Here is a 19,589-nt window from a genome sequence, read left to right on the forward strand (position 1 = left end):
AAACGGATCTGCCCCCGATCTTAGCGGCGCCCTTAACCAGGCCATACGGGTCCCGAAACCGAGGGCTGATCCATCGGCGAGTGTGACGCCGATTCACCGTTCCGCTTTTACAGCGGCCCCATTGTTGCCAAGAACAAAATGGAGTCGCCCGCAAAGAGCGAAACCCCAACTCCCAGCCCACGCGCAAACGGATCTGCCCCCGCTCTCAACCCCATCGATGAAACCATCAGCTCGCTGGAACCCGGAATCAACCGCGATTGAGCGTACTGCCCAATGCCTGATTGACCGCCAACCACCCATCCACCGCTTCACGACCCGCTTCTGCAAACACCCGTTGCAGCAACTTCACCTGCTCACGGCGTAAAGACTCCTCGAATCTGGCACCTTCCGCCGTCAGCTGCAGCAGGCGTTTGCGCTTGTCGTCATCAGGCGTGACGCTCAGCACCAGCTCCATCTCCACCAATTGGCGCAGCGGCGTGTTCAAGGCCTGCTTGCTCACCCCCAACACGCTCAGCAATTGCTTGACACTCAGCCCCGGGTAGCGAGCGATGAAAAACACGATGCGCTGGTGCACACGGCTCAGGCCGCGCCGGTCGAGCATTTCGTCGGCCTTGGCAGTGAACGCCTGATAGCCGAAGAAGAACGCTTCCATGGCGATCTGTTGAGTCGATGCATTTTTAAGGTCAAGCATATTGACGTATCCGCGTGCGACATCGTAAGTTTGGTCAAGCAGTTTGACTTATTTCCAACGATGTCCGCCAGGGGGAATCTCATGGCTTTTTCCGAACGCGTAACCCGTTTGAAGAGTTCTTTGATTCGCGAAATCCTCGCCGCGGCACAGCGGCCCGAGATGATGTCCTTCGCCGGTGGTTTGCCTGCCGAAACCATGTTGCCGCAGAGCGAGTGGGCCCAGATGCCCCGCAGCATCGGCCAGTACGGTATGAGCGAAGGTGAACCGCAGTTGCGCGAGGCGCTTGCCGCTCAGGCGCGTGCCTTGGGTATTGCCTGCGAGGCCAGTCAGGTGATGATTGTCAGCGGCTCGCAACAGACACTGGACCTTGCCGCCAAGTTGTACATCGACAAAGGCACCGAAATTCTGCTCGAGGCGCCGACGTATCTGGCTGCGCTGCAGATTTTCCAACTGTTCGGCGCCGACTGCCTGACCGTCCCCCTGTGCGCCGATGGCCCCGACCTGGACGTTCTGCGCCAGCGCCTGCAGCGCCATGCGCCGTCGTTCGCTTACCTGATCCCGACGTTCCAGAACCCGTCCGCCGTGCGCTACAGCGAAAATGCACGCGATGCGGTGGCAGCATTGCTGGATGAATTCAACGTGACCCTGATCGAAGACGAGCCCTACCGCGACCTGACATTCGATGGCGGCAGTGCGCGGCCTATCGCGGGGCGGCTGAAGAGGGCGAGCTGGATCTACACCGGGACCGTGTCGAAAACCCTGATGCCGGGTTTGCGCGTAGGCTTCCTGATCGCTTCGCCGGACCTGTTCCCACACTTGCTGAAACTCAAGCAGGCAGCGGATCTGCACACCAACCGCGTCGGCCAGTGGCAAGCGCTGCAGTGGATCGGCAGCGAACGTTACGCCCAGCATCTGGACGAACTGCGAACGTTTTACCGCACTCGACGCGATCAGTTCGAAGCGGCACTGCAGCGTCATTTCAGTGACCTGGCGCAGTGGAACAGTCCCCAGGGCGGCCTGTTCTTCTGGTTGAAGCTCAACCAGACGCTCGACACGCGCACCGTGCTCAATGCCGCCTTGGCGCAGAACGTGGCGTTCATGCCCGGCGAGCCGTTCTTTACCGATCCGGATGCCAACCCAGGCTACTTGCGCCTTAACTTCAGCCATATCGACCCGCAGCGGCTCGACGAAGGGCTGAGGCGGCTGGCCGGCGTGATCAAACAGGCGCAAGCGGCCCTGGCGGCCTGATACATTACCCAGACGCACCATCGCAGCATTGAGGGGAGAGCAGCAGATGTACAAGGTTTACGGCGATTACAACTCGGGCAACTGCTACAAGATCAAGTTGATGCTCAACCTGTTGGGCGCAGCCTACGAATGGGTGCCGATCGACATTCTCAAGGGCGAAACCGAAACCGAAGCGTTTCTGGAAAAGAACCCAAACGGCAAAATCCCTGTGCTTGAACTGGAAGATGGCACCTGTCTGTGGGAATCCAACGCGATTCTCAATTTCCTCGCCGAGGGGACGCCGTACCTGCTGACCGAACCGCGCCTGCGCACGCAGATGCTGCAATGGCAGTTTTTCGAGCAGTACAGCCATGAACCGACAATCGCCGTCGCGCGGTTCATCCAGTTCTATCTGGGGCTGCCCGAAGCGCGGCTGGAAGAGTATCGCGTGTTGCAGAAACGCGGCTACAAGGCGCTCAAGGTGATGGAGAAACAGCTCGTGCGCACGCCTTTCCTGGTGGGCGACCAGTTTTCGATCGCCGACATCGCGCTTTTCGCCTACACCCATGTCGCCCATCAGGGCGGTTTCGACCTGAGCCAGTTCCCGGCGATCGAAGCCTGGCTGGAGCGGGTCAAGCAACAACCGGGCTACGTGGGCATGTTGGACTGAGGGCGAACGAACGAAAAACCGGCCAGGGCAACACTGGCCGGTTTTTTTATGTCTGAGGAAGGAGCGCTGGCGCTCAGGTGGTTGCAGTGCATGCAGTGTACCCTTGTGCGGCGGATAAACATTGAAATGGAAAAAGGAGGTTTTCATGCGCCACATCCAGATGGCATTGGCGGTGTTCATGACATGGGGCATCGGCTGCACGGTTCAGGCTGCCGAGTGCGGTGATACTCAGGCGGCGATGAATCAATGCGCGGGCCAGGAATACGCCACGCTCGACGCGGAATTGAACCGCCAGTACAAGACCCAGATGGCGGAACTCAAGAGTCCGGAGAAGAAAAAAGCGTTGCAGGACGCGCAGAAGAAGTGGATCGCCTTTCGCGACGCCGACTGCCAGTATCAGGTCGGCAAGCGGGAGAACTCAGGTTCCATGTGGCCTCTTGCCCAGGCACAGTGCCTGGCCGCACACACGAAAATCCGTGTCGAGCAGCTGAACGCGTATGTGGCCTGTCGGCAGGAAGGCTGCCCGCGGTAAAGCGGGCAACCTGCTGCGCGGTTCAGACCCGGAACTGCCGCAGCAACGCGTTCAGTTGCTCGCTCAGGCCTTTGAGTTGCGCGCTGGCCGCGCTGGACTGTTCCGCGGCGATGGCTGTGCTTTGAGACAACTGCGCCGCTTGGGTCACATTCTGATTGATGTCCTCAACCACATGGGATTGCTGCAGCGTGGCGCTGGCAATCGAAGCGTTGAGGCCGTTGAGGTTGCGCAGCGCCTGACTGATGGAAGTCAGGCTCTGGCCCGCGAGGTGAGCCTGCTCGATGGTCAATTGCGATGAGCGGCTGCTGTCGCCGATCACTTTCACCGCAGCGTCGGAGTGAGACTGCAGGCGTTCAATCATCGCCTGGATCTCGGCCGTGGACTTCTGCGTGCGCTGCGCCAGCAAGCGGACCTCGTCGGCTACCACGGCAAAGCCGCGGCCCTGGTCGCCAGCGCGCGCAGCTTCGATGGCGGCGTTCAGGGCCAGCAGGTTGGTCTGCTCGGCGATGGAACTGATGACTTCCAGCACCCCACCGATCTGAGTGCTTTCGCTGGACAACGTCCGGATCACTTCCACCGCCTGATCGATGGTGCCGGACAGGTGGCCGATCTGCTTGAGGCTGCTGTCGATATTCGCTTGGCCTTGCTGAGCCTGGGACTCGGCGTTACGCATTTCACTGGCGGCGTGCTCGGCGTTTTTCGCCACGTCCTGGACACCGTAGGTCACCTCGTTCACCGCGGTGGCGACCTGTTCCATTTGCAGCGATTGCTGCTGGCTCCGCTGCTGGGCCTGCTCGGCGTTGCTGCCCATTTCACCGGAGGCATTGCCCAGAGCGGTCGCCGACAGCTGTAGATCGTTGATGACCCGGCGCAACTTGGCCGTGAAAGCATTGAAGTGCGTCGCCAGTTGAGTGACTTCGTCCTTGCCCCGAGTTTCCAGGCTGCGGGTCAGATCGCTTTCCCCGCTGGCGATATTGGCCATCGCCTCGACGGTGGCCTTCAGCGGCCCGGCGATGCTGCGGCCAATGAGAGTCAACAGCACCGCCATCAGGAGGATGATGGCGGTACTGATCGACAGCGCTTTAATCACTTGCTGCCTGAACTCGGCCTGCACGTCGTCGACATAGACGCCTGACCCGATGACCCACCCCCAAGGCGTGAACAGCGACACGTAGGAAGTCTTTTGTACCGGATCACTGGCACCCGGTTTCGGCCAGCGGTAATTCACGATGCCTGCGCCCTTGGCCTTGGCGACTGCGACGATTTCATTGAAGACCTGGAAGCCGTCCGGGTCCTTGATGCCGGACAGATCCTGCCCCACCAGTTTAGGGTTGGCGGGGTGCATGATCATGAAAGGGCGCAAGTCGTTGATCCAGAAATAGTCGGTCTGGTTGTAGCGCAGGCCTCGTATGGCGTCCATCGCCTGTTGCTGCGCCTGCTCTCGGCTCAGCGTCCCGGCGCTTTCAAGGCCGTGGTAGTACTCGAGCAAACCACTCGCCGTCTGGACCACATGCATGGTTTTCTGGGACTTGGCCTCGTAAAGATCGTCATGGATCTGCTTGAGCATGGCCACGGCCAGCGTGAACAACATCAACACAGCGACGATGAGGATCAGCCACAGCCGCCGACTGATCGAAAGATTGCGCATATTCATGACCGTCACTCCGTTTCATTGTTCTTTTTATGGCGCGGACCGCTGGGGCCATCGGTCTGCCAGCCGCTACTGCCTGGCACACCGATACCCAAAAGGGTCGCTGTCATAAAGCATTTCGGCATGCCGCAGGCAAACGTGAGAGGGCAGGGCACTCATTGCGATGCGAGTCGTCGGGTAAGGCCGAATCGTCGTATCGATGGTGGGACGCGTCTAAAAAATGACGTCAGATTTATTACAGGTATGGCAAAAGGCTTACACGAAGTGAAGTCATTGGCTATAGGTTGGATCCCATGTGTGCGATACATTGGATCCATCAACTGCAGCAACGGATGGCTGCAGGATCAGGGACGATCGACCGTTGCCAGGCATTGGCGGCCAACAGGAAGTTGGACGGTGTTGCAAAACCCGCTTCGGCGGGTTTTTTTATTTGCCGCTGCATAGCCAGCCCCCTCAAAACCATCCCCTTTGCAAACAAATCTGTCGAGCGGATGGAATTTCCTGCGCGCGCGCCGCTCACAGTACCGACAACAACCCGAGTCCAGGACAGGGCCGGCCGGGCACGCAATGGGAAGAATTATCGTGGGTGTAGCGCAAATGGCAGCGAACGGGCAGCAAAAGGGACTCATTCTGGTGGTTGAAGATGAGTCGATCATTCGTGATTTCGTCTGTGAGATTCTGGGCGACGAGGGATTTACCACTTACGCGCTGGAAAATGCCGACGATGCCGCGAAATTTCTGGACGACCACGCCGACCGCGTGTCGTTGCTGCTGACCGATATCTTGATGCCTGGCGCCTTGAACGGCGCCGATCTGGCGAACCTTTCAGGCAACAAGTGGCCGCAGATTCCGATCCTGATCATGTCCGGTCATGAAACACCCGAGAGTTCGGGGGTGCAGCACCCCGTGACATTCATCCGCAAACCCTGGAGTTTCGGCCAGTTGCTCGATGGCGTGGACAAGGCCCTTCAAACGGGGAAAGCCTGATCAGCGATCAGGCTCGCAGCCTTTCAGGACCATGCGAATGATGGTCTGGGCGGCGGCTTCGTAGTCGGCGTCATCCAGCTTTGGCTTGCCGGTCACGGTGGAAATCTGCCAGTCGAAGTCCGCGTACGTCTGGGTCGCGGCCCAGATACTGAACATCAGGTGATGCGGGTCCAGTGGCGCAATCAGACCGTCGTCTATCCACGCTTGAATGCACTCGATATTGTGGCGCGCCTGATCGTTGAGCTGCGCCACTTGCCCAGGGGTGAGGTGCGGCGCGCCGTGCATGATTTCACTGGCGAACACCTTGGACGCGAAGGGCAGGTCACGTGAAATCCGGATCTTCGAACGGATGTAGCCACTCAACACCTCGGCGGGAGCCCCCTCACGGTTGAAGGGCGTGGAGGCCTGCATGATCGGTTCGATGATGCTCTCCAGCACCTCGCGATAGAGGTTTTCCTTCGATTTGAAGTAGTAGTAGACGTTGGGCTTGGGGACGCCAGCCTTGGCGGCGATGTCGCTGGTCTTGCTGGCAGCGAAGCCCTTATCGGCAAATTCTTCGCTGGCTGCGCGCAGGATCAATTCTTTGTTGCGCTCGCGGATGCTGCTCATAAAGCGGAAGGTCCTTGCCTGCTCGGCGGTGGCGAATGTTAGCACCGGCCTCGCGACCCGCTCAAGATTGCGGTCCGCCCGCGGCTTTATGTGCACCCTCTGTTTACCGCACCGGCGCCAGTGGTAAGGTTGCGCAAGCGGGGACCATCTGGCGCCTTTTCAAGGCCTGAACGGGTAGTGGGTGACGAGGTGTCGAGCATGAACAGTCCTTTATTTTCCAGTGTGGTCGCCTATGCCCAGCACTGTGAGCGGCAACTGGTGGAAATCCTGCACCGCCGACCGACCCTCGATCGGCAGCAGGTCATGACCTGGGTGGACGAGCAGAGTCATGCGATGAAAGACCGTGATCCCCTGGATCTATTGCGCGCGCTCAATGCCAAGGTGCGAGCGGGCAAGCCGTTGCCGTGGGAGTCGAATTGATTCGCCGGCCTGGCGATCGGCTGTCGCCGTTGAACCGTGCGCTGACACCCGTTCCGTTGGCGGGCGTGCGATTGCTGCAAACCAAGCCTGCGTGTTGACCGCACGTCTTGCCTAGGCACCCGTTGCCGCGTATGCGTCTAGCCTTGAATGACAAGCTAAACACGGACGTCGGCACATGCATCTCCATTCCCACACGCCTTCATTGATCGCTTTCGATGCACGCGCATTGCCGGTGCGTCAGATCGCACTCTTTCGCGCGAACGTGCAGGCGGACATCGAACCGCGAATCACATGCCGACGGTGGGATCAGGCGGGGCGGGTGGCCTCGATAACCGACCCTCGACGTGTCGAGTCCCACCCGTCGACCGTTTACAGCCTGACTGGCCTGCGCCTTCTGGTTGAAAGCGCTGACGCGGGTTGGCGGATAGAGCTGCCTGGCGAAGCAGGTCAGGTCCTGGTCGGCTGGGATGAACGCGGCCGCCAGCTTTCGAGCCGCTATGACGAGTCGCTGCGCCCCACTCAGCTCGCTGAGCAACTGGCCGGACAAGCTCAAACAGTGATCGAACGTTGCACCTATGGCGACGCCAGTCAGCAAGCGGCTAATCACAATCAGTGTGGTCGACTGGTGCGACGGGACGACGGCAGTGGGTCGCTGGACATTGCTGACTATGGTGTGTCCGACACGGTGCTGCGTCAGCAGCGGCGTTTCCTGGCGGCGCTCGACATCCCCGATTGGCCTGAAGACGCTGTGCAGCGGGATCGATTGCTCGGAGGCGAGGCGTACCTGACCACGACGGCATTCAATGCGCTGGCGGAGACAATCGGGCAACGAGACGCGCAGGGCAATCGACAGGCGAGGGGGCACACCATCGCCGGTCAACTCGAGCGGGTGACCCTTCAGTCTGGAGAGCGCAAGCAGGTTCAGACGCTGGTCAGCGATATCCGCTACAACGCATCGGCGGCGGTCGAAAGCGAAACCTGCGGCAACGGCGTTGTCAGCCGGTCTTTCTACGACCCACAAGATGGGCGGCTGACCCGCGTGCTGGCGATGTCGCCTGACGGGCACGGCCTGCAAGATCAGAACTACGCCTACGATCCGGTAGGCAACGTGGTCAGCCTCGAAGACGCGACCCTGCCCGTTTCGTTCTTCCGCAATCAAAAGGTCGAGCCAGTCGACCGTTACGTCTACGACAGCCTTTACCAACTGATCGAGGCCACCGGGCGTGAAGTCGCGCCGGCTTCCCATCTGCCCGGAATGCCTGACCTTCACCCCCTGCCGCTCGATCCCGCCAAGCTCAGCCATTACATCCAGCGCTTTGAATATGACGCCGGGGGCAACCTGCTCACTCGGCACCATTCCGGGGCCGAAACCCGGCGCATGGCGGTGTCGTCGACGAGCAACCGGAGTTTGCCGCAAAGGGCGGATGGCTCGTTGCCCGATGACGATCAGATCGCCGAAGCGTTCGACGGCAACGGTAACCTCAAAGCGCTGCAACCGGGTCAGGCAATGACATGGGACGCGCGCAACCAGTTGAGCGAAGTCACTTCGGTGAAGCGCGACCAGGAGCCGGATGACTGCGAGCTTTACCGCTATGACGGCGAGGGGCAACGAGTGCGCAAGGTGCGGGTGAATCAGGCGCGCAGTCGCACGCTGACTGCCGAGGTGCGTTACCTGCCGGGGCTGGAAATTCATCGCAACGATGCAACCGGTGAAGTGCGGCATGTGCTTATCGTAGAAGCGGGGCGCAACAGTGTGAGGCTGTTGCATTGGGAATCCGGCAAACCCGACGGTATCGGAAATGATCAGTTGCGCTACAGCCTCACTGATCACTTGGGCTCGAGCTCACTGGAACTTGATCAATACGCACAGTTGATCAGTCACGAAGGTTATTACCCGTTTGGCGGGACGGCTTGGTGGGCGGGGAGAAGTGCGGTTGAGGCAACGTACAAGACCGTGCGGTATTCAGGGAAAGCGCGTGACGCGACGGGGCTTTATTACTACGGGTTTCGGTATTACGCGCCTTGGATGCAGCGGTGGGTGAATCCGGATCCAGCGGGGGATGTGCAGGGTTTGAATAGATACGCGTTCGTAGGAAATTCTCCACTGACGAATAAAGAATCGGACGGTCGTGTATATGAAGGTCTGAATGACAAATATGAACAAACAGAGGCTGTTATCGGAAACGTGATCCACTGGAGAGGTTTATCTCAATTTCCTACCACGGTGGATGACAAAGTACGTAATAGCTTCGCTGAGGTAAATCAGATGTTCGTGAATGCCCAGACGATGCTATCGAATCACCCAAGGGAGTCGCAGCCGATCCTTGAAAATTATTTTGGTGCGGAATGGCCGGAAGTGTTTGTAGCAGTCAAACATACATTCGCAGCTATTTCAGATCTTGCACTGAAGTACGCGAGCGATTGGGGCATGGACAAAGCGGTGGGTATCGTACCGAAGAACCCGGATGAAAGTGCGCATGTCTATCAGCGCGATCCACATGGTCGAATATTTATAAATGTTCGTCAGATTCCTCGTTCGGATTTAGCCCTCTTTCTGGGGCATGAGTTGTCGCATCTCATTAAAATCAACCGATACGGTGTGTCAGAGCCGTCGGGAAGCCTGGATCATTTTTATCTATGGGAAACGGGTGTGGCGACGATGAAAGACAAACAAGGTAATAGCATAGCCCTGAAACAACAAGGCGTATCAGATCATATCGTGAGCGGCGGGTTAACTATTGGCTATCTCTATCAACACCGAAGCTTTTACGGTCAGTTCTTTAAGCGGGTTGAAGTGCTTAACGGCGGCGCGCCTCTTAGAGGCGTGGGGGGAGCGCTCGAAGCGTTCAACAAGTATCCGATTATCGCCGCCAGGATGGCGGTGGAAAATGCGGACAGCTTGACTTACGCTGCATTAAGCTTGCACCTGGAATACCAGCGTATCCGTCGTAGTAGAGAGACCAGACAGTAGAGAATATCAAAAATTGAGGAGGGATTAATTCCCGTGTCGCATCGGAGCGCTGCAACCTCTTGGTTGCAGCGCCTTTCAGGATTAGAAAAACACCTTCACCAACAAACTCGCCGTGTTCTGATCCGTATCAAAATACCGGGTATCATTAATCCCGTACTTGTTAGTCCAGTAGTCATACTCGATACCGACGTACAGTTGTCTCTCAGGCAGGCTCATCGCTTTGCCCAGGTCGTATTTGATCTGTGGGTTGAAGTGCAGGTTCGAGTGGTAATCGCCTTTGCTGTTGGACTGTTTGTTGTCCACGACCCAGTCCATGAACCCGTCGATCAGAATGTCGGATTTGCCCACCGGGATGGTGTATGACCAGACCGGGGTAATCTGCCAGGCGCCGTAACCGGCACGGTGGCCATCGTTGTAGCGCTTATAAAAGTTCAACTGGAAATAATCGAATCCGGGGATATCGAGATCGAACCCCGGCCCGATCAGCGTCGACTCGACATCGCCCTCGCCGAATTCATAGGTTCCTGCCAGCAGCACGTCCTTGATCGGCCCCAGTTCGAACTTGCGGTCGAAAATCTTACCCATGGACAGGCGAGGAGAAAACTCGCCATAGAGGGTGTTGTTGCCCACGCCCGCATCTTTTTTGCCGTTGTAGAAAATGTTGTCGACGAACAGGAAATTGTCGCCATATTTCCAGCTATCAGCATGTTCGAAGGTGAACGTCTGTTGAATTTCCGGGTTCACGGCAAAGTTCTTGCCGTAGAGATACGTCAAGCTGTTGCTCTGCCATTGCAGCAAGTCGCCGGACATCGCCGGAGTGGCGGCCAGCAGACTGCCTACGGCCACAAGGCTGGAAAGCGTGCGATTCATGTTGACTCCCTTGGTCAAAGTCGTTGTTTCGATAGAGGGACGCTCTGTTGCGGCGTCTTGTTTCTTGCCGATTTAGTTGTCCATTCGGTCAACTTGTTACGGATAGCAAGACCTGCGCCAAGACCCTGAAAAAAGACGAAAAAGTCTCGCCGGCTGTCATGACGACAGCCGAAACGGGGTTTTTCGAGAGCCTTTTCGAGGAGGCGTACGGCGACTGGTTAGTTGTCGGTTCGGTCAGATTATTTTTGTGGAGGGTCAGGCACTGATTTCGAGCGGCGGCGGAGAATACTGGCTCGCGCCATCGCCCTCAAGTGCTCTTTGACGGAGCACGTGAGGCGAAAACAGGGCAAGACGCTTCAATGGGAGGGCGAGGGCCCGGCCATGGCTGCACGTTCTGCGCCGCCCAACACATTGAACAACAGGTTGAGCAGCACGGCGCTGAGGGTGGCCATGGCGATCCCGCTGTGAGTGATGGGGCCCATCCAACCAGGCAACTGGCTGAAAAACTCCGGACGCACCACCGGTATCAGGCCCATGCCGGTGCTGACGGCCACCAGCAATTGGTTGCGTCGGTCAGCGATATCCGCCTCCTGCAGGATCTTGATTCCTGTCGCGGCGACCATGCCAAACATGGCGATCGCGGCGCCGCCGAGCACGGCGGGGGGAATCGAGGCCACCAGGTAGGCGGCTTTCGGCAGAAGACTCAATAGCACCAGAAATCCCCCGGCGACCAGCGTCACCGAGCGACAGCGCACGCCGGTCATCTGCACCAGGCCGATGTTCTGAGCGAAGGAAGAGTGGGTAAACGTATTGAAAAAGCCTGCAACGAACGACGCGGCAGCATCGCACGACAGGCCGCGGCGAAGCATGCCCGGCGTCACCTCGCGGTCGGTGATCTTGCCCAGGGCCAGAAACATGCCCGTGGACTCGACGAAAATGATCACTACCACCAGGCACATCGACAGGATCGGCGCGAGGCTGAAGGTCGGCAAGCCAAAATGCAGCGGCGTGACCACTTTCACCCATTCGGTCTGCGCCAGGCCGCTCAAGTCCACCATGCCGATCACGCCCGAGAGTACGTAACCCAGGCCCATACCGATCAGCACCGAGACATTGACCCAGAAGCCCCGCAAAAAGCGGTTGATCAACAGGATCGTCAGCAGCACCAACGCGGCCACCCCCAAGTAAAGCGGGTCGCCGAAGCTTACCGCTTTGCTGCCGCCACCGGCCCAGTTGACCGCGACCGGGAACAGTGAAAGGCCAATTGAGGTGATCACGGTCCCGGTGACCAGGGGCGGAAAGAATCGCACGATTTTCGACATGAACGGCGCGATCAGCATGCCGAAGAAACCGGCGGCGATCGTCGCACCGAAGATGCCCGTCAGACCGACCCCCGGCATGCCGGCCATGGCCACCATGCTGCCAACGGCCGCGAAGCTGGCGCCCATCATGATGGGCATGCGGATGCCCAATGGGCCGATGCCCAGCGACTGCACAATCGTGGCGAGGCCCGCGACGAGCAGGTCGGCGTTGATCAGAAAGGCGATTTCCTCACGGGGCAGGCCGGCGGCCTGACCAATGATCAGCGGCACCGCGACGGCGCCGCCGTACATTAACAACACGTGTTGCAGGCCTACCAATATCAGTTGCATCAGCGGCAGGGGCTGTCGTGGCGGCGCGGCCGGGATGCGCGCGTGAGTTGACTCGGACATGCAACACCTCATTGTTCTTGTTTTTGAGTGCGCCCGTTGCGGCTGGGCGGTGGAACGGTACGTCAGATCAATGCGATCTCCGTAGGATCGCGCTTGCCCGCGATTGCGGTGTGTCAGTCACCGCATGGGGTACAGGAACATTGCAATCGCGGGCAAGCGCGCTCCTAGAGGGGCAAAGTGCCGCTTCAGTTCGTCTGCGCTCCCTTGTCGATCCACTTGCCCAACAGCTCACGTTCCTGCTGGGTCATCTGGGTGATGTTGCCCAATGGCATGATCTGCGCTGTGACCGCCTGAGCCTGGATGCGCGGCGCCAGTTGCTGGATCTGTTGCGGGGTGTCGAACATGATGCCCGCCGGGGCGCTGCTGAACAGGGGGCTGGTCGGTTTTGCCGAATGGCAGACCGCGCAACGCTCCTGAATCACGCTGTGGACCTTCTGAAAATCCACCCCATCCACATCGTTCGTCTGAGCCTGAGGGTTTGCCGTCGCCGCGACAGGCGCCGCAGCCACTTCTGGCTTGGGCTCGTCGGCACGATGGCCGCCCACCGCGGTGGCGGGCAGCGGCTGGTACTGAATCTTCGCGACCTCCGGGCCGCCAGGCATTTGCGCCGGCCCCGTGACGTAGGCGAGGCAGATCATGCCCAACGCGCCAACGGGCAGCGCCCAGGCGAAGCGGTTGCTGTCATGACGGGTGTTGAAGTAATGACGCACCAGCACCGCGACCACGGCGATGCCCGCCAGGATCAGCCAGTTGTAGGCGCTCCCGTAGGTGCTCGGAAAGTGATTGCTGATCATGATGAACAGCACGGGCAGGGTGAAGTAGTTGTTGTGGCGGGAACGCAACAGGCCTTTGGCGGGGAGTGCCGGGTCCGGCGTGCGGTTTTGCTCGATGGCGGCCACGAGCGCACGCTGCGCAGGCATGATGATGCGAAATACGTTACCGACCATGATCGTGCCCATGATCGCGCCGGTGTGCAGATAGGCTCCTCGGCCACTGAACACCTGAGTGAAGCCGTAGCACGCGCCGATGATCAGCACGAAGAGCACCAGACCCAGCAGGCCGGGGCGCTTGCCCAGCGGTGAGTCGCAGAGCAAGTCATAGATGAACCAACTGGCGATCAGGGCGCCCACGCCGATGGCGATGCCTTCGCCCCCACTCAATGAGCTGCCGGGAGCCAAGAGGTAAAGGGTCGGGTTGGAATAGAACACGATGCACAGCAGCACAACCCCCGACATCCAGGTCCAGTAGGCTTCCCATTTGAACCAATGCAGGTTGTCCGGCATCTTCGGCGGTGCCAGTTTGTATTTCTCCAGGTGGTAGATACCGCCACCGTGAATCGCCCACAGGTCACCGGACAAGCCGTCACGGGGGTTGGCGCGGTTGAGGTTGTTCTCCAGCCAGACGAAGTAAAAGGACGCCCCGATCCAGGCGATCCCGACAATCATGTGAATCCAGCGCACGCCCAGATTCAGCCATTCCATCAGATGTGCAGCCACAGTCTTTACCGTTTGCCCTTTGCCACCAGGCTCGTCCCAGACGCCTTGCCACTCGGTGATGCGGCGTTGAAAACAGCCTCGGAATGCTCATTTACAACCCGTAAACGCCGCTTCCAAGGCTGTTTTCGCCTTGCCTGACCTTCGCGTCAAAACCTCTGGAGCGAGCCTGACCAGTTTCCAGGCCCTTCTTATTAGTGGGGATCGAGAATCATCTTCTGACTCTCTTCGAAGAAATGCTCATCGCAGTTATGGCCACTGCCACTGCGATCAACCACCAGGAAGTCATCCCGCTTTTCGATCGTCAGCACCGGGTGGTGCCAGACGCCGCGATGGTAATTAACACCCTGCCTGCCATTGGTGATGAAGGCACGGGTCAGCTCTGGTTCAGGTGCATCGCCAAGTGGCGCGACCACGACCAGAAAAGGGTTGCCGAGCAGCGGAATGAACGCCTGGCTGCCCAGCGGATGGCGTTCCAGCATGCTGACGGTCAACGGCATGTCCAGCGCGTCGGCGCGGAAAATGCTGATGATCGCCTTGTCTTCCGGCGTCGCCGTTTCAACTTCGGCCAGCCGATGGAAGCGCATGGTCGAGCCGTTGTTGATCATGAAGTGATCGCTGCCGTCGGTTTCGATGACATCACCGAAAGGCGCGAAGGCTTCTTTGGTCAACGGTTCGATAATCAGTTTGCGCATGCGGGTTCTTCTGTTCTCAAGTTCTAGATAAATATGCGTCTTGCGCAATTCCTGTAGGAGCGCGCTTGCCTGCGACGCGGTGTGTCAGTCACCACAATTGGCACAGGCATAACGCAATCGCGGGCAGGCGCGCTCCTACAAGGTCATGCGTTTACTTCGCCACCTTGCCCAGCACACGCAAGCGGCTTACGCCGCCATCCGGGAATACGTTCAGGCGGATATGGGTGATCGGGCCCAGCGCCTTGATCTGCTCGACGAACGTGTGTTCTGCATGCATCTCCAGTTTCTGGCTCGGCAGCAGTTCGCGCCAGAACAGGCTCTGGGTTTCGATCTGGCTGTCAGTGCCGCCTTTGACGAACGCGCCCTGAATCGAGCAACTGTCTGGGTAGTTGCCTTTGAAGTGCAGGGTGTCGACGACAATCTGCTCGACTTCACCGGCGTGGCCCAGGGCGACGATCACCCAGTCGTTACCCGGGGTGCGTCGACGTGCAGTTTCCCAGCCGTCGCCCATGTTCACTCCACGGCCCGGGTTGAGAATATTGCTCATGCGGCCGAAGTGCTCATCGGAACACGCCAGTGCGCGACCGCCGTTCAGGGCAGCCGCCAAGTCCACCTGCTCGTTGTCACCCACCGCCGACCAGTCACGGAATGGCACGCCGTACACGCGCAGACGCGCCACGCCGCCGTCGGGGTAAATGTTGAAACGCAGGTGGCTGTAAGCCTGGGTGTCGCTGATTTCGTGATAGTGGTGGCTGTCGCCTTTCAACTCGACAGCCGGCAGGACTTCGGTCCACACGGTGTTTTCGTCCGGTTCGCCCGAGGCCAGGAAGCAGGCCTCCAGCGAGGCCGACGGCGGGTAGTTACCGGTGAAGTACGAGGTGTCGATGTCCACGCCCTTGATGGAACCGGCTACGCCCAGGCGGATCACGGCGCTGTCATAACCTTCGAAGCGCTTGCGGCGCGATTCCCAGCCGTCCATCCACTTGCCGTTGTCGTCGAACACGCCCTCTTTCCACACCGCTGGGGTGGGCTGAAACAGGCGGTTGGCGTCGGCGAACCAGTCGTCGGTCACAGACAGGATTTTGGTGCCCAGACGGGCGTCGGCCAGGTTGACGAATTTTTCGAAGGGTACGGCGTAAGCTTTCATTCTTTTTGTCTGCCTTGAGTAATGGGCGTGGGAGAAGGTCGGTCAGAGGGCCTGCAATCGGAACATGGCAATCTTGTTGATCTCGGCCAGGGCGCAGGCGAACTCGGTGTCCACCGAGTTGTGAATGCGCGTCTCGAAGGCCGCGAGGATCTGATGCCGGTTGCTGCCTTTCACCGCCATGATGAAGGGGAACTTGAACTTGGCCTTGTAGGCGTCGTTCAGCTCGGTGAAGCGTGCAAACTCTTCAGCCGTGCATTGGTGGATACCGGCGCCAGCCTGTTCTTGGGTGCTGGCTTCGGTCAGTTGGCCTTGCACGGCGGCTTTGCCGGCAAGATCCGGGTGAGCGTTGATCAGCGCCAGTTGCATTGCGTGATCAGCGCTCAACAGGATGTCGCTCATACGGGCGTGCAGGACGTCGATGTCATCGATGTCGTCGTCACGGCCCAGGTCATAGGCTTTTTCAGCGACCCAAGGCGAGTGCTCGTAGATGTCGGCGAAGGCTTCGACGAAAGCTTCGCGGTTCAGGGAAGAGGGCGTCAGGGTTTGAAAGCGGCTCACTTGGCGGCTCCCTTCACAGTGGGCTGGAACGGATGCACGTCATGCCAGTGGCGAGCGATCTCGACGCGGCGGGCGAACCACACCTGTTCGTGACCTTTGACGTACTCCAGGAAGCGTTGCAGCGAGGCCAGGCGGGCAGGGCGGCCAATCAGGCGGCAGTGCAGACCGATGGACAGCATCTTCGGCGCCTCGGCACCCTCGGCGTAAAGCACGTCGAACGCGTCTTTGAGGTAGTCGAAGAAGTCGTCGCCCTTGTTGAAGCCTTGCACTTGAGTGAAGCGCATGTCGTTGGTGTCCAGGGTGTACGGGATCACCAGATGGGGTTTGCCGGTTGGGCTGTTCGGCTCCCAGTACGGCAGGTCGTCGTCGTAGGTGTCGCTGTCATAGAGGAAGCCTCCTTCCTCCATCACCAGGCGTCGGGTGTTGGGGCCCGTGCGGCCGGTGTACCAGCCCAGCGGGCGCTCGCCGGTCAGCTCGGTGAGGATGCGGATCGCTTCAAGGATGTGCTCGCGCTCTTGCGCCTCGTCCATGTATTGGTAGTCGATCCAGCGATAGCCGTGGCTGCAAATCTCGTGACCGGCCTCAACCATCGCGCGGATCACGTCCGGGTGACGCTGGGCGGCCATGGCCACGGCGAAGATGGTCAGCGGAATATCGAATTGCTTGAACAGCTTGAGGATGCGCCACACGCCCGCACGGCTGCCGTATTCGTACAGCGACTCCATGCTCATGTTGCGTTGGCCTTGCAGCGGTTGCGCCGCGACCATCTCTGACAGGAAGGCTTCAGATTCCTTGTCACCATGCAGAATGTTGCGCTCGCCGCCTTCTTCGTAGTTGAGTACGAACGACAGCGCGACACGGGCGTTGCCTGGCCAGTGTGGGTGGGGCGGGTTACGGCCGTAACCGATCAGGTCGCGTGGATAGTCGGCGCTCACTGCAATCTTCCTTATCTACGTGTTGTCTGTGGCGGCGGTCGATGGAAAGGGCAGGACCGCCGCAGCGATGGATAGATTGTATACAACCTTATTCGCAATTTGTAATGCTGTTTTTTCATCTTTTCGACTGCCATGCCCGCTGCAAGAAACTTGCCTGATTGGTCAGGAACTGTCGAAAAAACTCAATACTTTCCGAAACGCCCGAGGGCTCGACGTTTTGCGCGCGCGGTCGATGACTCAGGGGTATGGCTAGTATTTAATTGTGTACAATCTGCGTTTAAAGTGTCTTAATCAACCATCGTCTGCACTGTCGTGTCCCTCAAAAGGCACCGAAACAGTGCGCATTCCACCTGAAATCCAAGTGAGGCCACGACACGCCATGGGAAGACTGACCACACATGTTCTGGATGCCGCGCACGGCTGTCCAGGCAGCGATCTCCACATCGTCCTTTATCGGGTCGAGGGCGAACGTCTGGAAAAACTGACGCAGACGCGTACCAACGGCGATGGTCGTTGCGACGCACCGCTTTTGCAGGGCGACGACTACCGGACAGGGGTCTATCAGCTTCAGTTCAGCGCTGGGGACTATTACCGCGCCAAGGGTGTCACGCTGGGTGATCAGGCATTCCTCGACGTGGTCGTGCTGCGTTTCGGTATCGACGCCAACCAGGATCACTACCACGTCCCCTTGTTGATTTCGCCCTACAGCTATTCCACTTACCGCGGCAGCTAGCCGCGACGGCTCGAGGTTTACCTGCGCCATCGCTTTGCCCCTGTTCCTCTTGCCCGCCCCACACAGCGGGCTTTTTTTCGCCTTCGCGTGCTGCATCCGGGGGAGGAAGGGGTCGGGGTCATTGGCAGGGGCTCGTGAGGAGCGTATCTGACCACGCTGATCGGCGAGGCCCGGGTAGCCAGTCAGTTCGATGCGGGCACACAATGGCGGGTGCCGCGGCTGGCGGACGATTGCTGAAGGGCGCGGCTCTGCGCGCCCGACTAGCCCCCCGCGACCGAGGCATCATCCCGATCAGAGAAACACGAACTTGGCGATGAAAATGGCGCACAGCGCCCACAAGCTGACGGAGATTTCCTTGTGGCGTCCTGTTCCTGCTTTCAGCACGACGTAAGTGATGAAACCCAACGCGATGCCGTCAGCCACCGAAAACGTCAACGGCATCATGATTGCGGTGACGATGGCCGGGATGGCATCGGTGGCTTCGTCCCACTCGATGTGCGCCATGCCGCCCATCATCAGCATCGCCACGTAGATGAGCGCGCCGGCAGTGGCATAGGCGGGGATCATGCCCGCCAGCGGCGCGAAGAACATGGCCGCGACGAACAGGACGCCAACGGTGACCGCGGTGAGACCGGTGCGCCCCCCCGCGGCGACACCCGATGCGCTTTCCACATAACTGGTGACCGGCGGAACCCCCACCATCGCCCCGGCGACGCTCGAGGCGCTGTCGGCCTTCAGAGCCCGCGACAGGTTTTCGATGCGGCCGTCGTCGTTCACCAGCCCCGCGCGTTGCGCGACACCCATCAAGGTGCCAGCGGTGTCGAACATGTGCACGAACAAGAAGGCCAACACCACGCTGATCATGCTGACGTTGAACACGCCTGCGATGTCCATGGCCATCCAGGTCGGCGCCAGGCTCGGCGGTGCGGAAAAAATCCCGTTGTAATGCACCAGGCCCAGACCCCAGCCTGCGAGGGTCACGGTGATGATGCTGATCAGGATTGCACCGAATACCCGGTGGTAGCTGAGCACCGCAATCATCAAAAAGCACACCGCCGCCAAGAGCGGCCCGGGTTCGCGCAGTGAACCCAGTTTGATCAGCGTGGCCGGGCTGTCCACCACGATGCCGGCGGTTTTCAGCCCGATCAGCCCGAGGAATAGCCCGACCCCGGCGCCCATGGCGAAACGCAAGCTCACCGGAATGCTGTTGAGCAGCCACTCGCGAATGCGTGAAAGGGTCAGGATCATGAAAATCACGCCCGAGATGAACACCGCGCCCAAGGCTGTTTGCCAGCTGTAGCCCATGGTGCCGACCACGGTGTAGGTGAAGAAAGCGTTCAGACCCATGCCCGGTGCCAGGCCGACCGGCCAGTTCGCGTACAGCCCCATCAGCAGGCAACCCAGTGCCGCGGCGATGCAGGTCGCAACGAACGCCGCCCCGTGATCGATGCCGGCGTCCGCCATGATGTTGGGGTTGACGAAGATGATGTAAGCCATGGTGATGAATGTCGTCAGGCCAGCCAGCAGCTCGGTCCGGACGCTCGTACCATGCAGGCTGAGCTTGAAGAGGCGTTCCAGCAGGCCAATGCGTGGATGGCTGCGTGGGTGTGGGGGAGCATCCAGCGGCGTGGTTTCGGTTTTGCGACTTTCCACAGTGAAATCCTCGGACGTTTTTGTTGTTTTTTTCA

18 protein-coding genes are annotated in these 19,589 nt (G+C 59.4%); 7 read left to right on the forward strand and 11 right to left on the reverse strand.

Translation table 11 applies throughout. The features are described from left to right. Window positions 1–247 precede the first annotated feature (247 nt). The gene (locus tag N5D61_RS25590; protein ID WP_108240044.1) at window positions 248–691 is read right to left on the reverse strand and encodes a MarR family transcriptional regulator; all 444 of its coding nucleotides are present in this window, start codon (window positions 689–691) and stop codon (window positions 248–250) included. Between the two features lie 81 nt (window positions 692–772). Here N5D61_RS25590 and N5D61_RS25595 point away from each other — a divergent pair, with 81 nt between their 5' ends. From N5D61_RS25595 to N5D61_RS25605, 3 genes are all read left to right on the forward strand, one after another. After that, on the forward strand, window positions 773–1,939 hold the full coding sequence (locus N5D61_RS25595) for a PLP-dependent aminotransferase family protein (protein WP_279894660.1): 1,167 nt from the start codon (window positions 773–775) through the stop codon (window positions 1,937–1,939). Between the two features lie 46 nt (window positions 1,940–1,985). Next, window positions 1,986–2,588 (forward strand): glutathione S-transferase family protein, encoded by a 603-nt coding sequence (locus N5D61_RS25600; protein ID WP_108240042.1) that lies wholly within the window; start codon window positions 1,986–1,988, stop codon window positions 2,586–2,588. Between the two features lie 145 nt (window positions 2,589–2,733). After that, on the forward strand, window positions 2,734–3,120 hold the full coding sequence (locus N5D61_RS25605) for a lysozyme inhibitor LprI family protein (protein WP_108240041.1): 387 nt from the start codon (window positions 2,734–2,736) through the stop codon (window positions 3,118–3,120). Window positions 3,121–3,142: 22 nt separating this feature from the next. On the opposite strand, the gene N5D61_RS25610 is transcribed toward N5D61_RS25605, so the two are convergent. Then, window positions 3,143–4,774 carry a methyl-accepting chemotaxis protein gene (locus N5D61_RS25610; RefSeq protein ID WP_279894661.1) on the reverse strand — a complete coding sequence of 544 codons (1,632 nt, stop codon included), beginning with the start codon at window positions 4,772–4,774 and terminating at the stop codon, window positions 3,143–3,145. A 564-nt stretch (window positions 4,775–5,338) separates the two neighbouring features. Between N5D61_RS25610 and N5D61_RS25615 the strand changes: the two genes are divergently transcribed. Then, on the forward strand, window positions 5,339–5,758 hold the full coding sequence (locus tag N5D61_RS25615) for a response regulator (RefSeq protein WP_256602051.1): 420 nt from the start codon (window positions 5,339–5,341) through the stop codon (window positions 5,756–5,758). On the opposite strand, the gene N5D61_RS25620 is transcribed toward N5D61_RS25615, so the two are convergent. Further along, on the reverse strand, window positions 5,759–6,367 hold the full coding sequence (locus N5D61_RS25620; RefSeq protein WP_108240038.1) for a TetR/AcrR family transcriptional regulator: 609 nt from the start codon (window positions 6,365–6,367) through the stop codon (window positions 5,759–5,761). Between the two features lie 198 nt (window positions 6,368–6,565). Here N5D61_RS25620 and N5D61_RS25625 point away from each other — a divergent pair, with 198 nt between their 5' ends. Further along, window positions 6,566–6,787, forward strand: coding sequence for a hypothetical protein (locus N5D61_RS25625; RefSeq protein WP_108240037.1), 222 nt, complete (start codon window positions 6,566–6,568; stop codon window positions 6,785–6,787). 175 nt (window positions 6,788–6,962) lie between these two features. Beyond that, the gene (locus N5D61_RS25630; protein WP_279894662.1) at window positions 6,963–9,758 is read left to right on the forward strand and encodes an RHS repeat-associated core domain-containing protein; all 2,796 of its coding nucleotides are present in this window, start codon (window positions 6,963–6,965) and stop codon (window positions 9,756–9,758) included. Window positions 9,759–9,839: 81 nt separating this feature from the next. Here the strand turns inward: N5D61_RS25630 and N5D61_RS25635 are convergent, their stop codons facing one another. The 7 genes from N5D61_RS25635 to puuE all read right to left on the reverse strand — a co-directional run bounded on the left by N5D61_RS25635 (window position 9,840) and on the right by puuE (window position 17,168). Further along, complete coding sequence (locus N5D61_RS25635) at window positions 9,840–10,628, reverse strand: outer membrane protein OmpK (protein WP_279894663.1); 789 nt, start codon at window positions 10,626–10,628, stop codon at window positions 9,840–9,842. Window positions 10,629–10,984: 356 nt separating this feature from the next. Next, complete coding sequence (locus N5D61_RS25640) at window positions 10,985–12,340, reverse strand: nucleobase:cation symporter-2 family protein (RefSeq protein ID WP_279894664.1); 1,356 nt, start codon at window positions 12,338–12,340, stop codon at window positions 10,985–10,987. A gap of 185 nt (window positions 12,341–12,525) precedes the next feature. Further along, window positions 12,526–13,836 (reverse strand): urate hydroxylase PuuD, encoded by a 1,311-nt coding sequence (locus N5D61_RS25645; RefSeq protein ID WP_279894665.1) that lies wholly within the window; start codon window positions 13,834–13,836, stop codon window positions 12,526–12,528. 191 nt (window positions 13,837–14,027) lie between these two features. Continuing rightward, complete coding sequence (locus N5D61_RS25650) at window positions 14,028–14,528, reverse strand: ureidoglycolate lyase (RefSeq protein WP_108240032.1); 501 nt, start codon at window positions 14,526–14,528, stop codon at window positions 14,028–14,030. Window positions 14,529–14,679: 151 nt separating this feature from the next. Beyond that, window positions 14,680–15,675: an allantoicase gene (gene alc / locus N5D61_RS25655; protein ID WP_108240031.1), complete on the reverse strand. Its 996-nt coding sequence runs from the start codon at window positions 15,673–15,675 to the stop codon at window positions 14,680–14,682. A gap of 42 nt (window positions 15,676–15,717) precedes the next feature. Further along, on the reverse strand, window positions 15,718–16,233 hold the full coding sequence (uraD, locus tag N5D61_RS25660; RefSeq protein ID WP_279894666.1) for a 2-oxo-4-hydroxy-4-carboxy-5-ureidoimidazoline decarboxylase: 516 nt from the start codon (window positions 16,231–16,233) through the stop codon (window positions 15,718–15,720). Next, window positions 16,230–17,168 carry an allantoinase PuuE gene (gene puuE, locus N5D61_RS25665; protein ID WP_108240029.1) on the reverse strand — a complete coding sequence of 313 codons (939 nt, stop codon included), beginning with the start codon at window positions 17,166–17,168 and terminating at the stop codon, window positions 16,230–16,232. The genes uraD and puuE overlap by 4 nt, the downstream gene beginning before the upstream one ends. Before the next feature lie 379 nt (window positions 17,169–17,547). On the opposite strand from puuE, the gene uraH reads away from it, so the two are divergent. Continuing rightward, entirely contained in the window at window positions 17,548–17,901 is a 354-nt protein-coding gene (gene uraH, locus N5D61_RS25670) for a hydroxyisourate hydrolase (RefSeq protein WP_279894667.1), read from the forward strand. A 291-nt stretch (window positions 17,902–18,192) separates the two neighbouring features. On the opposite strand, the gene N5D61_RS25675 is transcribed toward uraH, so the two are convergent. Continuing rightward, entirely contained in the window at window positions 18,193–19,524 is a 1,332-nt protein-coding gene (locus N5D61_RS25675; RefSeq protein ID WP_108240047.1) for an NCS2 family permease, read from the reverse strand. Between the last annotated feature and the right edge of the window lie 65 nt (window positions 19,525–19,589).

Origin of the sequence: Pseudomonas sp. GD03842 (assembly GCF_029841165.1) — a bacterium.
In the GTDB taxonomy this organism is placed as follows: domain Bacteria; phylum Pseudomonadota; class Gammaproteobacteria; order Pseudomonadales; family Pseudomonadaceae; genus Aquipseudomonas.

Bases quoted from the DNA above. Each gene is read 5' to 3' on its own strand.
- N5D61_RS25595 (WP_279894660.1), top strand. From the start codon at position 773: ATGGCTTTTTCCGAACGCGTAACCCGTTTGAAGAGTTCTTTGATTCGC.
- N5D61_RS25590 (WP_108240044.1), bottom strand. From the start codon at position 691: ATGCTTGACCTTAAAAATGCATCGACTCAACAGATCGCCATGGAAGCG.
- N5D61_RS25615 (WP_256602051.1), top strand. From the start codon at position 5,339: ATGGGAAGAATTATCGTGGGTGTAGCGCAAATGGCAGCGAACGGGCAG.
- N5D61_RS25630 (WP_279894662.1), top strand. From the start codon at position 6,963: ATGCATCTCCATTCCCACACGCCTTCATTGATCGCTTTCGATGCACGC.
- N5D61_RS25650 (WP_108240032.1), bottom strand. From the start codon at position 14,528: ATGCGCAAACTGATTATCGAACCGTTGACCAAAGAAGCCTTCGCGCCT.
- N5D61_RS25610 (WP_279894661.1), bottom strand. From the start codon at position 4,774: ATGAATATGCGCAATCTTTCGATCAGTCGGCGGCTGTGGCTGATCCTC.
- N5D61_RS25620 (WP_108240038.1), bottom strand. From the start codon at position 6,367: ATGAGCAGCATCCGCGAGCGCAACAAAGAATTGATCCTGCGCGCAGCC.
- uraH (WP_279894667.1), top strand. From the start codon at position 17,548: ATGGGAAGACTGACCACACATGTTCTGGATGCCGCGCACGGCTGTCCA.
- N5D61_RS25600 (WP_108240042.1), top strand. From the start codon at position 1,986: ATGTACAAGGTTTACGGCGATTACAACTCGGGCAACTGCTACAAGATC.
- alc (WP_108240031.1), bottom strand. From the start codon at position 15,675: ATGAAAGCTTACGCCGTACCCTTCGAAAAATTCGTCAACCTGGCCGAC.
- N5D61_RS25605 (WP_108240041.1), top strand. From the start codon at position 2,734: ATGCGCCACATCCAGATGGCATTGGCGGTGTTCATGACATGGGGCATC.
- N5D61_RS25640 (WP_279894664.1), bottom strand. From the start codon at position 12,340: ATGTCCGAGTCAACTCACGCGCGCATCCCGGCCGCGCCGCCACGACAG.
- N5D61_RS25625 (WP_108240037.1), top strand. From the start codon at position 6,566: ATGAACAGTCCTTTATTTTCCAGTGTGGTCGCCTATGCCCAGCACTGT.
- N5D61_RS25635 (WP_279894663.1), bottom strand. From the start codon at position 10,628: ATGAATCGCACGCTTTCCAGCCTTGTGGCCGTAGGCAGTCTGCTGGCC.